At 71.6% G+C, this 13,878-nt stretch carries 14 protein-coding genes; 3 read left to right on the top strand and 11 right to left on the bottom strand.

Features of this window, described 5'->3' with window-relative positions; genetic code table 11:
• Positions 1 to 48 precede the first annotated feature (48 nt).
• From ACFWE2_RS19425 to ACFWE2_RS19380, 10 genes are all read right to left on the bottom strand, one after another.
• Positions 49 to 1,578 (bottom strand): adenylosuccinate lyase family protein, encoded by a 1,530-nt coding sequence (locus tag ACFWE2_RS19425; RefSeq protein ID WP_377225857.1) that lies wholly within the window; start codon positions 1,576 to 1,578, stop codon positions 49 to 51.
• Between the two features lie 510 nt (positions 1,579 to 2,088).
• Entirely contained in the window at positions 2,089 to 2,226 is a 138-nt protein-coding gene (locus ACFWE2_RS19420) for a hypothetical protein (protein WP_377225856.1), read from the bottom strand.
• 162 nt (positions 2,227 to 2,388) lie between these two features.
• On the bottom strand, positions 2,389 to 3,474 hold the full coding sequence (locus ACFWE2_RS19415; protein ID WP_377225855.1) for a branched-chain amino acid ABC transporter permease: 1,086 nt from the start codon (positions 3,472 to 3,474) through the stop codon (positions 2,389 to 2,391).
• Complete coding sequence (locus ACFWE2_RS19410) at positions 3,471 to 4,370, bottom strand: branched-chain amino acid ABC transporter permease (RefSeq protein ID WP_377225854.1); 900 nt, start codon at positions 4,368 to 4,370, stop codon at positions 3,471 to 3,473. The genes ACFWE2_RS19415 and ACFWE2_RS19410 overlap by 4 nt, the downstream gene beginning before the upstream one ends.
• 39 nt (positions 4,371 to 4,409) lie before the next feature.
• Positions 4,410 to 5,123, bottom strand: a complete 714-nt coding sequence (locus ACFWE2_RS19405) for an ABC transporter ATP-binding protein (protein WP_377225853.1) — start codon at positions 5,121 to 5,123, stop codon at positions 4,410 to 4,412.
• Complete coding sequence (locus ACFWE2_RS19400; protein WP_377225852.1) at positions 5,120 to 5,929, bottom strand: ABC transporter ATP-binding protein; 810 nt, start codon at positions 5,927 to 5,929, stop codon at positions 5,120 to 5,122. The genes ACFWE2_RS19405 and ACFWE2_RS19400 overlap by 4 nt, the downstream gene beginning before the upstream one ends.
• Before the next feature lie 85 nt (positions 5,930 to 6,014).
• Positions 6,015 to 7,325 (bottom strand): ABC transporter substrate-binding protein, encoded by a 1,311-nt coding sequence (locus ACFWE2_RS19395; RefSeq protein WP_377225851.1) that lies wholly within the window; start codon positions 7,323 to 7,325, stop codon positions 6,015 to 6,017.
• Positions 7,326 to 7,430: 105 nt separating this feature from the next.
• A complete protein-coding gene (locus tag ACFWE2_RS19390) occupies positions 7,431 to 8,324 on the bottom strand; it encodes an intradiol ring-cleavage dioxygenase (protein WP_377225850.1) in 894 nt (297 codons plus the stop codon).
• Positions 8,317 to 10,146 (bottom strand): FAD-dependent oxidoreductase, encoded by a 1,830-nt coding sequence (locus ACFWE2_RS19385; protein WP_377225849.1) that lies wholly within the window; start codon positions 10,144 to 10,146, stop codon positions 8,317 to 8,319. The genes ACFWE2_RS19390 and ACFWE2_RS19385 overlap by 8 nt, the downstream gene beginning before the upstream one ends.
• Positions 10,147 to 10,210: 64 nt before the next feature.
• Positions 10,211 to 11,191: a helix-turn-helix domain-containing protein gene (locus ACFWE2_RS19380; protein WP_377225848.1), complete on the bottom strand. Its 981-nt coding sequence runs from the start codon at positions 11,189 to 11,191 to the stop codon at positions 10,211 to 10,213.
• Between the two features lie 183 nt (positions 11,192 to 11,374).
• Here ACFWE2_RS19380 and ACFWE2_RS19375 point away from each other — a divergent pair, with 183 nt between their 5' ends.
• Together ACFWE2_RS19375 and ACFWE2_RS19370 are read left to right on the top strand one after the other, a co-directional pair.
• Entirely contained in the window at positions 11,375 to 12,058 is a 684-nt protein-coding gene (locus ACFWE2_RS19375; protein WP_377225847.1) for a histidine phosphatase family protein, read from the top strand.
• 34 nt (positions 12,059 to 12,092) lie between these two features.
• Positions 12,093 to 12,584: a PH domain-containing protein gene (locus ACFWE2_RS19370; protein WP_377225846.1), complete on the top strand. Its 492-nt coding sequence runs from the start codon at positions 12,093 to 12,095 to the stop codon at positions 12,582 to 12,584.
• On the opposite strand, the gene ACFWE2_RS19365 is transcribed toward ACFWE2_RS19370, so the two are convergent.
• Positions 12,571 to 13,392, bottom strand: a complete 822-nt coding sequence (locus ACFWE2_RS19365; RefSeq protein ID WP_377225845.1) for a MerR family transcriptional regulator — start codon at positions 13,390 to 13,392, stop codon at positions 12,571 to 12,573. The genes ACFWE2_RS19370 and ACFWE2_RS19365 overlap by 14 nt on opposite strands.
• Before the next feature lie 42 nt (positions 13,393 to 13,434).
• Here ACFWE2_RS19365 and ACFWE2_RS19360 point away from each other — a divergent pair.
• Positions 13,435 to 13,878: DUF6194 family protein (locus ACFWE2_RS19360; RefSeq protein ID WP_377225844.1), on the top strand; the 444-nt coding region annotated here is incomplete at its 3' end.

The following is a 13,878-nucleotide window of genomic DNA, read 5'->3' as shown; positions in this document are numbered from 1 at the left end:
GTCACTTGGGTGACCTGGGGGTCTGACACATCCCGGGGGGTCAGCCGATCAGAGGCCGACGAGCAGGAGGTCCTCAGGGGTCCGAGCGACGGGGGCCATCCGGTCGGAGTCCGGGTCGATGCCCGAGTCCGTGTCGATGTGGATGCCGGTGTCGTGGATGCCGGTGTCCGTGGCGACCGGGTCGCCGTCGCCGTCGTCCTCCGTGACCGTCTCGCGCAGGAAGTACGGGACGGGCTTGGCCGTGCGGGCGCTGAACTCGAGCCGGTCCGCGACGGCGCGCGCGTGCTGCGCCATCTCGTGCGCGATGGTGACGCTCTCGCCGAGGTACGCGCGCGGGTCGATCAGGCGCCGGATCTCGTCCCTGTCGAAGTAGGCGCTGACCGTCGCGTTCCGGACCAGCAGGTCGAGGAACTGCGCGTCGCCGCACGCCGACTCCTGCGCCACCTCGTACACGACCTCGTGCGCCTTCTGCCGGCCGATGCGCTCGCCCAGCTCCATCATCAGCGACTCCGAGCCGATGAGGCCCTCGCTCAGCGCGAGGTTGGCGCGCATGCGCTGCTCGTCGAGCTCCAGCCCGTCGAGGATGACGTCCAGGCGGGTCAGGATGTCGCCGGCCAGGACGGTGGCGCGGGAGACCGTCGACTCCAGGAGGTCGGTCATGCCGCCGTTGGCCTCGTGGTCGTGCTGCATCGACTCGAGCGCGGGCGCCGCGAGCGCGCGGAGCTGGGCGCTCATCGACAGGAGGTCGAGGGCGAGCTGCGGGTTGCGCTTGTGCGGCATGGTCGAGCTGCCGACGGTGCCGTCGGGGATGGGCTCGAACGCCTCGCCGAACTCCGGCTGCATCATCGAGTAGATGTCCTTGCCGATCTTGCCCGCGGTCCCGGCCACCTGGCCGAGCACGAGGACCAGCTCGACGATGCCGTCGTTGATCGCGCGCGACGGGACGGGCATGGTGCCGAGCCCCAGGTGGTTGGCGACCCGGCGCTCGACCTCGCGGCCCGAGGGACCGAACGACGCGAACGTGCCGACCGCGCCGCCCATCAGGACGCGGAACAGCCGGTCCTCGAGACGCTCCAGGCGGTCGGTGTGGGCAGTGAGCTCGTCGATCCACACCGCCACCTTGAAGCCGAAGGTGATCGGGACCGCGTGCTGGCTGTGCGTACGGCCCGCCATCGGCACCGCGGCGCTGGCCTCCGCCTGCTTCGACATCCCACGCAGCACCTTGGCCAGCAGGTCCTTGAGCGCCCGGTGCGCGTCGCGCAGCACGAGCACGTCAGCCGTCTGCGTGATGTTCTGCGTGGTGGCGCCCCAGTGCACCCAGCCGCCGTGCTCCCGCCCGACCACACGGGCGAACTCCTCGATGAGCGGCATCAGCGGGTGGCTCGCCGACCTCGTCTCGGCGGCCACGCGGGCGAGGTCCAGCTTCTCGATCTGCGCGGCCTGCGCGATCGCCTCACCTGCGGGCTCGGGGATGAGGCCTACCTCGGCCTCGGCCAGTGCGAGTGCGGCTTCCACGTCGAGCCGCGCCTGGAATCGGTTCTCGACGCTGAAGAGGTGCGCGATCCCGGCGTCGGGCACGCGTCCGTCAGTAAAGTGTCGAATCGATTCGTCATTCATCCCGGGGTTCCCCACTCAGTTTTGTCGCCGTACGTATCTGGACGTGCCCTGGCCGGCCTACCCCTCGTGGGGACTGCGCCAGCGGCGAGTTCCTGCTCCACCTCGTACCGACCGCCGCGGGTCTTGCCCGCATGGCTCGCCGTGCCGAACTCGCTGTACCCATCCGCGTGCCGCATCGACCTGCTGCATCAGATTGTGGAAGAAGATGCTTGTCCAGGCTACCGGAATTGTTTCCGGGATGTAACGACAGTGAGGTCCGTCACAGGATCGGTTCCCGTCGCAGCCGCCCGGACCGCCAGGTCTTGGCGGCGATCCGAGGACAGCGGGTGAACTTTGGCCGCGGTCGTCTCTGTCTCAAATGGTGGACGTCGCGCGACGCCGAGAACGCGGAAAGCCCGGCCGCAACCGCCACGAGGGGCGTGCGGCCGGGCTCACTGTCGAGCACCAGTCCGTCCGGCGAGCGTGCTGCGGTCAGCTGGCAGCTGCTTCGTCGGGGGCTTCGCGGTCCTCGCGTTGCGACGCGTACGTGTCGCTGACGCTCCGGTGCATGAGCGTGATCCTGCGAGGGTTGGCGATGGAGTGGTACTGAGCGTCGTCGGCGTCCGTCATGGTCCTCCTCCGGTGCAGGCGTACAAGCTACGGTGCACGTGGTCTCCGCTGGTGTGCGGGTCTACCAGTCTGGTTGATACCCAGTCGCGGCGTCGACCGAAGAAGCTGTGACATCGCCCTCACCGTGTCGTCGCAACTTTGTCGTGAGCGCGATCGTTGCGGCTACCTGCCCGTCTCAAGGGCAGTGGTCGTGCCAACGGCGAAGGGGTGGATGTGGTGGGCGGTGGGGAAGAGCTGGTGGCGGGCCGCCACCAGGCCCCAGAGGCCGCGGGGCGCCAGGAGGACCACCGCGACCGCCACGGCGCCGAGAACCACCAGGTACCAGGTGCCGAGCGGCGCCAGGACCTGCTGCAACGCCCAGTAGAGGACCGCACCGACGAGTGGGCCCTCGATTGTCCCGATACCGCCGACCACCACGATGAAGATCATCGCGGCGGTCCAGTTCACGGAGTAGATCGACCCCGGGGTGACCCCGAGGGTGCTCAGCGCGACCAGGGCTCCGGCAAGCGCCGCCCCGGCCGAGCCCACGACGTACACGAGCCGCCGCCCGCGGTCCACGGCGACACCGAGGCTGCCGGCCGCGACGCGGTCGTCGCGGATCGCGGTGAGCCCGAGTCCCACGCGAGAGCGCATCAGCAGGTACGTCCCGAGGACGACGGCGACCATGAGCCCCAGCGCGAACCAGTAGACGAACGCCACGCGCTCCACCCGGTCGGTGCCGCGGAACGCGCTCAGCGACAGCCCTGCCCCACCACCGAGGCCGTCGATCCGCATGGTGACGAGGCGGAACACCTCTGCCACCACCCACGTGCCGATGGCGAAGTACCCGCCCGCCAGACGGAACACCAGATAGCTCGTCGGCAGGGCGATCGCCGCACCGATCAGGCCGGCGGCGGGCACGGCCAGCCACGGCGGTGCGCCGACGGCGTCGGCGAGCTGGATCAGGGCGTAGCCGCCCACTCCGACGTAGGCCTGCTGGCCGACGCTGACCATGCCGCCGTAGCCGGCGAGCAGGTTCCAGGTGGTACCGAGTATCACCAGGGCGAAGAGCATCACGAGGCTCGAGAGCGCGCCGAGGGTCACCACATAGGGCACGACGGCGGCGAGCAGCACCACGACCAGCAGCAGGACCCCGCCGCCGACCAGCGAGGCGCGTCCGCCTCGGGTGACCGTGGGGATGCGCGACGACGGGCGCGCGGACGCCGAGCCCTCCCGGAGGCTCGACCCATCGGCAGCGGGGCCGCTCATGCCTGCACGCTCCTCGGCATCAGGCCGCCCGGCCGGACCACGAGGACGGCGAGGAAGACCAGGTGCCCGGCGAGCACCCCGGACTGCGGGTCGACCTGCGCGCCGACCGTCTGGGCCAGGCCAAGGACCAGGCCGCCCGCGAGGGTGCCCCACAGCGAGCCGAGCCCGCCGATGATCACCGCCTCGAACGCGAACAGCAGCACGAGGTCTCCGTAGCCCGGCGAGAACTGGGTGCTCATCCCGACGAACACGCCGGCGAGCGCCAGCGTGGCGAAGGCGAGGGCGGTCGCCACGGCGTACATGTGTCTCGGGTCGACGCCCGACATGGCGGCGGCTCCGGCGTCGTCGGCTACCGCGCGCATGGCGCGGCCGGTGCTGGTGCGGGCAAGGAAGAGCTGGACCGCTGCGATGACCGCCACCGCGACGACCAGGGTGACCAGCGGCAGGACACCCACCGACAGGCCGCCGACGGGCAGTCCCGCCGAGGCGAGGTCGCCGGTGGGGATCTTGCGGGTGTCGGCGCTGAAGACCTCCTGGAGCAGGTTGGTGAGCGCTACGGCGACGCCGAACGACACGAGCAGCGGCGCGAGCTCGCCCGCCCCGCGTGCCCCGCCCGCCGCGTCCCCGCCGACCTGCGCGAGCGCCGGGTTGAACAGGCCGCGCTGCACCGCGTAGCCGAGCACGGCGAAGACCGGGACCACCACGACGACCGCGAGCCACAGCGGCAGCCCCTGCTGCACGAGGACCAGCGAGAGGTACGCGGCGAGCACGGCGAGCACGCCGTGCGCCAGGTTGACTATGCGCATCACGCCGAAGATCAGCGAAAGGCCGCAGGCCAGCAGGGCGTACTGACCGCCGAGCAGCACACCCTGCACGCCTGCGTTGAGCCAGTCCATCGGTCCTCCGGTCTCGCTGATCGGTGTCCCGCCGAGTGGTCATCGGCCGGGCTGGGTGATGCCGAAGTAGGCGTCTGCCACGGTCGCGCGGTCCAGGCCGGCGGCTGGAGCCTCCAGGACGGTCCGGCCGCCGAGGAGGCACTGGACCCGGTCGGCCACACGCAGTGCCTGATCGAGGTCCTGCTCGACGACGAGTGCGGTGGTACCCGCCGCGGTGATCCGTCGGACGGCGTCGTAGAGCTGGGTCACGACGGTGGGCGCCAGTCCGAGGGAGACCTCGTCGAGCAGCAGGACCCGCGGGTTCGCCAGCAGTGCCCTGCCGATCGCCACCGCCTGCTGCTGGCCGCCGGACAGCACGCCGCCCCGCCGGTCCCGCATCTCGGCCACCAGGGGGAACATGTCGTACACGGCGCGCAGGTCCCACGGTCCGGGGCGCTTCGGGTAGCGGCCCATGAGCAGGTTCTCCTCGACGGTGAGCGATCCGAAGACGCGCCGCCCCTCGGGGACCAGCGCGATCCCGCGCCGGACGCGCCGGTGGGCGGGCAGCCGGGTGACCGGCTCGCCGTCGAGCAGCACGTCGCCCGACGTCGGCGCATGCGTGCCGGCGAGCGCCGCCAGCAGCGTGGACTTTCCCGCGCCGTTGGCGCCGAGCACCGCGAGGGTCTTCCCCTCGGCCAGGGTCAGGGACACGCCGTCCACGGCGAGCAGATCGCCGTACCGGACCTCCAGGCCGGCCGCCGTCAGGACGTTCATGCGGTCTCCCCGGTGGGTTCCGGGTTCGGGGCCTGGTTCGACGCGAGGTCCGCCGCCGGCTCAACGCCCGTGTCGACCGTCGCGCCAAGGTAGACCTCGATCACCCGGGTGCTGCGGATCACCTCGTGCGGGTCGCCCTGCGCGATCACCTCGCCTCCGGCCAGGCACATCAGCCGGTCCACGACGTCGAGCAGCGCGTGCAGCACGTGCTCCGTCCAGACGATCGCGACGCCGTCGTCCCGCAGGCGGCGCACGAGGCGCACGACCCGTGGCAGCTCGCGGTCGGTGAGCCCGCCGGCTATCTCGTCCAGCAGGAGCAGGCGCGGAGCGGTCGCGAGCGCCCGTGCGACCTCCAGCCGCTTGCGGTCCAGCAGGCGCAGGCTGCCCGACGGCGTGTTGGCCGCCTCGGTCAGGTCCGTCACCTCGAGCGCATGCCAGGCCTGCGCGTGCGGATCCTGTGCCGAGCCTCTCCCGGTGTGCCGCCGCCCCGCGAACGACGCTCCGACCAGCACGTTCTCGTACACGGTCAGGCCGCCGAAGGGCCGAGGCACCTGGTACGACCTGGCGATCCCCCGGTCGGCGCGGGCCGCGGCGCCGAGCCGGGTGACGTCGTGGCCGTCGAGGACCACCGTGCCGGCGTCGGCGCGCTGTGTGCCGGCGACGATGTCGAGGAGCGTGGTCTTGCCTGCACCGTTCGGGCCGACGAGGCCGAGCGCCTCGCCCGCGGCGACGTCGAACGACACGTCGCGGGCGGTGACCACCCGGCCGAAGCGCTTGGCGACGGCCGACACCTCGAGCAGGGGCACGTGTGCGGTCCTTTCGGGATCTCGGCAGGCTCGACGGACGGGGCTGCTCGACCGACGGGGCAGCTCGACCAGCGGGCGGGGCGGGCTACGGGAGCGGCTCCACCGTGCCGGCCGTCGGGATCTGGGGGGCCAGCTCGTTGGAGACCACCACGAGCTCGTAGGGGTGCTCGCCCTCGTCCTCTCCTTCGTCCAGCCGCCACTGGCCGCCGACCAGCGGCGTCTTGGCCACGTACGGCGGGACCGTCTCGTCGACACCCCAGGCGATGTCGCCGACCACCGTCGAGACCTCGAGCGTGGACAGGGCCTCGGTGATCGCGTCGGGCTCGGTGGACCCCGCCTTCTCCACGGCCGCGACGGTGATCTCGAACAGGGCCTCCGCGAAGCCGAGCGGCTGCGTCCACTGTTTGCCCGTGTCGGCCTCGTACCGGTCGGCGAGCTCCTGTGCCGTCTGCCCGGTCAGGGAGGAGGAGAACGGCGCGGTCGGGTGCCACCACACCTCTGAGGTGAGACCGTCGCCCGCGTTGCCCAGCGCCTCGACCGCCGAGGGGAAGAGCAGCGCCTTGCCGATCGTCGCGACCTTCGGCTGATAGCCCTGCTGCCCCGCCTGCTGCCAGAAGGTGGTGAAGTCCGGCGGGATCGGCACGCCGACGAGGATGTCGTGGCCCTTGAAGGCGGAGAGCTGCGCCGAGAAGTCCTGGGTGCCGTTCGGGTACAGGCCCGGGTCGTCGATGGTGACTCCCGTGTCGGCGGTGAGGGCGGGGAAGTTCGCACTCCAGGCCTGGCCGTCCGGGTCGTTCGGGAACAGGCCCGCCGCCTTGGAGTTGGTGTCGACCTGGCTCCAGATGTCCGCGTAGACCGCTGAGACGTCCTCCAGGCCCCAGAACGCGTGATAGCTGTACCTGAGGTCGGCCGGCTGGTCACCCTCGCGGATCGCGAAGGGCTGCCAGGGCGCGACCGTCGAGATGCACGGCACCGAGTTGGCCTCGCACTGCTCCGAGACGGGGTTGGTGATGTCCGGCGTCGACGAGGTGAGCACCAGGTCGACGCCGTCGGTGTTGATCAGCTCCGCCGCGACCTCGCCCGCACGCGCCGAGCTGGACTGCGAGTCCTTCACGATGATCTCGACCGTGCGCTCCGTCCCGTCGACGGTGACCGGGTTGTCCGCGAACCACTTCTCCATCGCCTCGATCACGTAGGCGTTGGCCTCGCCGAACGGCGCCGACGGACCCGTCTCGGTCGACACGAAGCCGATCCTCAGCACGTCGTCGTCCCCGCCGTCACCGCCGATCGTCCCGCCGCCCACGCCGCCGCAGCCCGTGAGCGTTCCCGCGAGCACCGCCGTCGAGGCCCAGGCCGCTGTCGCCCTGACCGTCCGGACCCGTCCGTTGCGAACCATCGTCGTCACTCCAAGTCGGTAGTCGTACGTGCTACGTCGGTGGTGCCGTGACTCTGACTTTCAAGTGGTGCAGGTGATGCGGTTGATGCGAGCGAGCAGTGCTGGTCACTCGCGTGGGGCGAGCACCATGTCGAACCGGGTGCGCGACCACGTGCCCTCCACCACGCGGCCGTCCGGCGTGGGCGTGCCGGCCGGCAGCTCCTCGAAGTCCATGACCAGCGAGTCCTTGACCCCAAACACGGAGTCCGAGGCGAGCTGCTCGTCGCCGCGCACGAAGATGTGGGTCACCAGGGTGCGCAGCTCCGGCGCGGTCACCATGAAGTGCAGGTGCGCCGCGCGCAGGGGCGACCGCCCCGACGCCGCCAGCAACGCGCCCACCGGCCCGTCGTGCGGGATCGGGTACGGCGTCGGCGTGATAGCCCAGAACCGGTAGCCGCCGTCGTCGTCCGAGTAGAGGTGCGCGCGGCCGGCGGTGCGCTCGTCGCCGTACTGGACGTCGTAGAACCCGTCCTCGTCGGCCTCCCACACCTCGATCCGCGCCCCCGGCACCGGTCTGCCGGACGTGTCGGTGACGGTGCCCTCTACCCAGCAGGGCTGCCCCGTCGCGCCGCCGGCGATGTCGCCGCCGTTGTCGACGCGCGGGGCGTCGTCCACGAAGAACGGGCCGAAGACCGTTGCCTCCGTCGCGTTCGCGTAGGCCTCGTTGTTGATGGCGATGGTCTGCATCGAGGCGCCCAGCACGTCGGACAACAGGATGAACTCCTGCCGCTTGTCGTCGGTGATGTGTCCGGCGGCCGTCAGGAACTCGATGCCCTTGTTCCACTCGTCCTCGGTGAGGCGCACCTCGCGCAGGAACGCGTGCAGGTGCCGGGTAAGTGCCTGCATGACGGTCCGCAGCCGCTCGTCGTCCGCACCGTCGAAGGACGCCACCACCCGGTCGGTGAGGTCCTGCTCGCGGGCCGCCTGCTCCCGGGCCTGCTTCTCGGTCTGCTCAGTCATCACGCTCGCTCCGCCCGAGCACCGCCCCGATCGCGGCGCCCAGGGTTCCGGCGGGATCGTCGGCGAGCGTCTGCGCGCGCCACGCCACGTGCGAGTCGGGGCGGACCAGGATCGCGCCCGACTCCTCGACGCCGCGCATCTTCGCCCAGTCGTAGTAGGTGTCGACGACCTCGCGGCCCGGCCCGATGACGACGGCGCCGAGGGGCACGCCCAGCTCCTCGGCGACCTTCGCCGCGGCGTCGGCCCAGGCCTCACCCGCGATGCCGGTCACGAGCGTGAACTGCCCGTACGGGACCAGGTCGTGCGTCGAGCGCTTGTGGCCGTCCGGGTCCGCCACCCAGACGTGCGGGAACCGCGCGCCCGGGACCGTTGACTGCTTGTAGTAGAGCTCGGGGTCGCGCTCGTCCACAGGCCGGGGAGAACCGTCGGGCACGATCGCCGCCGACTCGTAGAACTGCCCCATCTCCACGCCGTGCGCGTTGAACTCGTAGTGCTTGAGGTCCATCGCCTCCACGAGGGCCTTGCGCTTCGCCTCGCCCGCGGGGGTGTTCGCCTTGCGCTCGTCGATGGCGGCCTGCATCGCCTCCGGCGTCTCGGCGTCCAGGACCCCGAGCACCTCCATGAACCGGAACTCGCCGCCGGACTTGTTGGCGCGCAGCACTATCTGCTCGGCGACCGGCGCGCGCTCGGCCGAGTAGGTGTCCAGCAGGGACGGAGCCGCCTGGCCGTTCAGCACCGCTGCGATCTTCCACGCCAGGTTGTAGGAGTCCTGGACCGACGTGTTGGAGCCCAGACCGTTGCTCGGCGGGTGCCGGTGCACGGCGTCGCCGACACAGAAGACGCGGCCGGCCTGCAGGTGCGTCGCGTACATCTGGTTGTTTCCCCACAGGGAGTAGCCGGTGATCTCGACGTCCAGGTCGTCGACGCCGACGAGCTGGCGCACGATGTCGGCGGCCGCCGCGTCGTCGAGCCGCGGCGGTTCGCCCGCGATGTCGTAGCCCCACACGATGAGCCACTCGTTCCACGGCCGCACCATGCGGACCAGGCCCGCACCGATCCCGCCGACGTCGGACCCGGGCTGCAGCACCCAGTACAGGACCGACGGGCGGTGGCCCACGAGGTGCGTCAGGTCGGCCTTGAACGTGATGTTCATGGAGCCGGCGATGTCCATGGCGCCCTCGAACGGCAGGCCGAGGTCGGCGGCCACCTGTGAGCGGGCGCCGTCGCCGCCGATCAGGTACCTCGACCGGATCGTGTACTCGGTGCCGGTGACGCGGTCGAGCACCCGGGTGCTGACGCCGTCGGCGTCCTGGGTGTGGCTCAGGTACTCCGTGGAGAACCGCGACTGCGTGCCGCGCTGGGTCGCGTTCTTGACCAGGATCGGCTCGAGGTAGGTCTGCGGGATGTCCACGGTGAGCGACGGCGAGGCGAGCCGCGCGTCTGCCTCCCGGGCGGGGTGGGTCTCCCAGGTGAGGATGCGGCCGATCTCCTCGCCCGCGATCGTCGTGCAGAACACCGTGTCGCCCACCAGCTCGTGGGGCGTCGCGTCCGCGAGGACCTGGTCCTCGATGCCGAGGTCGCGGAAGATCTCCATCGTCCGCTGGTTCGTGATGTGTGCGCGGGGGGTGTTCGCCGTCCAGCGGTACTTGGTGATCATGATGTTGCTGATCCCCAGGCTGGACAGGAACAGGGCCGCGGAAGCCCCCGCCGGCCCCGAGCCGACGACCAGCACGTCGGTGTCGACGACGACATCGGTGGGCGTGGCGTCGGCAGGGCCGCTGGGCAGTGCGGTCTCGGTCAGACCGTCGTCGAACTCAGGCATGCGCACAGGCTGCCGTGGCCTCCCACCAGGGAAAAGGGATGGCCATGAAAGTCGGCGGAAATCCTCAAGACCCGATGGGGATGGTGTCGGACGGGCCGTCGTACCGGCGGGCCTCCGACGGCGACATGCCCGACTGCTCCCGGAACACGCGCGAGAACTGTGCGGCCGACGAGAAGCCGCAGCGCAGTCCGATGGCCTCGACCGTGTGCTCGGCATAGGACGGCATGCGCAGCATGCGGGCTGCCATCTCCACCCGGCGTCGGGCCACCAACCGCGGCACGCTCGTGCCGCACTCGGCGAACACCCGGGAGAGCTGCCGTTCGCTGAGTCCTATCGCGTCCGCGATGCGGCGCGCGGACAGCGTGGGGTCACGCAGCCACTGCCGCACGTACTGCTCGGCGGCGGCGAAGTGGGCGCCGGTCTGCCTGCCGACTGCCGGCTCTGGTTGGCCGAGCACCGCTGTGACCAGCGCGACGAGGGCGTCCTCGTCCGCCGAACCGTCCCCGCGGGAACCCACGGCGCGCTCGACCAGGGTGGCCAGAGCCGCCGCGTAGGTGTGGCCCCGGACGTCGATCACCCGCGCGGTGCGCGGCACGGTGCCGCCCACCGACCGGAGCATGTCGTAGGGCATCTTGACCGCCAGCTCCTCCAGGCCCTCCGAGAAGCCACGCAGGAACGGCCGGTCGGCGTCGCACACCAGGAGCTGGCCGGGACGCAGCGTCCGTGCGCCGTCGGCGTCGGCGAAGATCGCCTCGCCCGCCAGCGTGAAGTACAGCGCCACGGACTCGGTGGGGCGGGTGCGGACCGTGCGGCCGGTGCGCTCGACGGCGTGCGGGTTGGCCTCGACGTGCGCCAGGTGCAGCCGGTCGAGCTGGAGGTTCGTCTCAGCGGCCTCGAGCGCGGACTCGTCGAGCATGCGGCACTGCAGGGCGACCAGGGCGTTGGCGTTGTGCTCCTCCCACAGCTCGATCCGCCGCACTGCGGGCAGGCCTCGCGTGGAGAAGCGATCGAGGGCGCCGTGCGACGCCGGTGTGCCACGGGTCACGGTGCCCACAGTAGGGTCCGGTGCGCGGCAGGCACCAGGGCGTCCCTGTGATCCTCCGGCGTGTTGGCCTGGCGTGTTCGACCAGGTCAGAGGTGATCTCGATCGGTGTGACCGCGGCGCCAGGTCACGGCGCCCCGGCGTGCCGAGGGTGCGGGCCGTCGTCAGGCGCGGGATGCTCCACCTATGTCCGACGCACCCCGCACCGAGCCACGACCGCAGGCCCTGAAGCCCTCCCGCGACCCGCAGCTCGTGCTCCTGCGGCACGGCGAGACCGAGTGGAGCGCCAGCGGACAGCACACGGGGCGCACCGACATCCCGCTGACCCCGGCCGGCGAGAAACAGGCGAGGTACGCCGGTGGCGCCCTCGCGGACTACGAGTTCGCTGCCGTGTACACGTCCCCGCTGACCCGGGCACGCCGGACGGCGGAGCTGGCGGGCTACGCGGACGCCGTCGTCGACGAGGACCTCGCCGAGTGGGACTACGGCCCCGTCGACGGCCGCACCTCGCACGACGTCTCCGCCGAGCTGGGGCGGGAGTTCCTCATCTTCGACGACGGCGTGCGCGTCCTGCCGCCGTCGGCCGAGCACGGCGAAGGGCGGCCAGGGGAGACGCTGGAGGACGTGGCGACCCGGGCGGCACGGGTGGTGGCGAGGGCGGAGGAGACGCTCGCCGCCCGGGCCGAGGACGGCGGCGGTGACGTGCTGCTCGTGGCGCACGGGCACCTGCTGCGTGTGCTCGCGACGGTCTGGCTCGGCGTGGACCCGCGGCTTGGGGCCCGGTTCGAGCTGGGTACCGCCGCCGTCTGCCTCCTGGGGTACGGGCACAGCCTGCGCACCATCGAGGGATGGAACCTGGCAGCACAGTAGATCCCGCCGGGCGCAGTAGGGCAGTATTCGCGGAATGAGGGAAGAGCACCTCGCCGAAGGCGAGACCATCGTGATGCAGCTCCGGACCCACCCGAAGAAGGTCATCAAGCCGATCCTGCTGCTCGTGGTGCTGGCCGTCGCCCTCGTCGTGCTGTGGGTGGTGCCGCTGCCGGTGGACGGCACGGTGCTGGGGTTCGCGACGCTCGCGCTGGTCGTGCTCGGCCTGGCCGCCGCGGCCGGACCGTTCCTGCGCTGGCGCACGACGCGATACATCATCACCAACCAGCGTGTCGCGATGCGCACCGGCATCCTCACGCAGACCGGCCGGGACATCCCGCTCTACCGGATCAACAACGTGACCTTCGAGAAGCAGCTCAGCGACCGGTTCTGGGGCTGCGGCACCCTCGTGATCTCCGACGGCACCGACCAGCCGGGCATGGTGCTCGACGACGTGCCCGACGTCGAGAAGGTGCAGCGCGCGCTGCAGGACCTGGTGCGCCAGGGCAAGCAGCTCAGCGACGACTGACTCGGCGTCCTGCCTCGTCCTGCCGCACGTCGTCGAGGACAGCGGCCAGGTCCGCGCCCGCCCGTAGGAGGGCGACCGTGCGGGCGGCGATCTGGTCCAGGCGCCGGTCCAGGATCTGCTCCGCCCGGCCCGCGCCCTCGGCGACGCCGTCGACCTCGCGCAGGGTCGCGACGACGTCCCGCACCGCCGGGATGCCGTACCCGCTGCTGCGGAGGGCCGCGACGATCCGCGCCTCCTGGATCGCCCCGGTCCCGTACCGGCGAGCGCGCAGGGTCGTCACGCGGTCAGGGACCGCTAGCCCTTCCTGCTCCCAGAACCGGAGCGTCGACGTGCGCACGCCGAGCGCGGCGGCGAGCTCGGTGATCGTCATGGTGTCGCCGGTCCGGTCGGGCACGGCGTCCGCCGCCGGTGGCACGGCAGGTGCGGCGGCCTCGGCCCGGATGGCACGGAGCGCCTTCCGCGCGTGCAGCGCCTCCTCCCGCTCACGGGCGAGCCGGACGTGCACCGCACCGATCGCGGCGGCGGCCTCTGCGAGGCGCGTCCCCGGCTCCGCGGGATCGCCCTCGGCCCCGGCGAATGTCGCGGCGAGCAGACGCCGTGCGTCCACGGGCCCGGCGGCACTCGCGAGCCCGCGGTAGGCACGCAGCGCCCGGACGTGCGTAGCCGTGTAGGCCCGGTACCCGTTGGCCGCCCGGACGGCGGACGGGACGACGCCGAGCCGTTCCAGGTCCCGGACCTGCTGCACGGAGTATCCGGACTCCCGCGCGACGTCGGCGGTCCGGAGCGGTGGCCGATCCTCTCGCGTCATCTCATCAACCCCACACAAGCACTTGAAGGTGATGCTTGAACCATGAGCACCCACCTGAGTATCGACCAGATCATCGACGCCGTGCGGGATCTCGACGGCTCGCTCGTCGTGGCGCCCGCAGCCGGTGACCCTGACTTCCCCGAGCTGGCCTGGGGCGACGCCTTCTTCTACTACGCCCCCGACGGCCAGATGCCGCGGACCGTCCAGCCCTACGGCACGGTCGTCACCAAGAACTACCCGGACGACACCGGATCGGACCTCGACCCGGCCGGGCGCTGGCGCGTGAACATCCATGTGGACCGGGCCACGTTCCGCGAGCTCACGGCCGCCCAGGACGCCGGAGCCGGGCTCGACGGCGCGGAGGCCTCCGCGGTCGACCCGGCCACACCCGACGTCGTGCTGCCGCACCCGGTCTACAGGTCCGCCGGCTGGATCGCCGTCGTCAACCCTGGACCGGCGACCGCCGACACCGTCCTGCGCCTCCTC

The sequence above is a fragment of the Promicromonospora sp. NPDC060271 genome (assembly GCF_042726755.1).
GTDB lineage: Bacteria > Actinomycetota > Actinomycetes > Actinomycetales > Cellulomonadaceae > Promicromonospora.
Note: the sequence above shows the minus strand (reverse complement) of the source record. Positions and strands in the feature narration are given on the sequence as shown.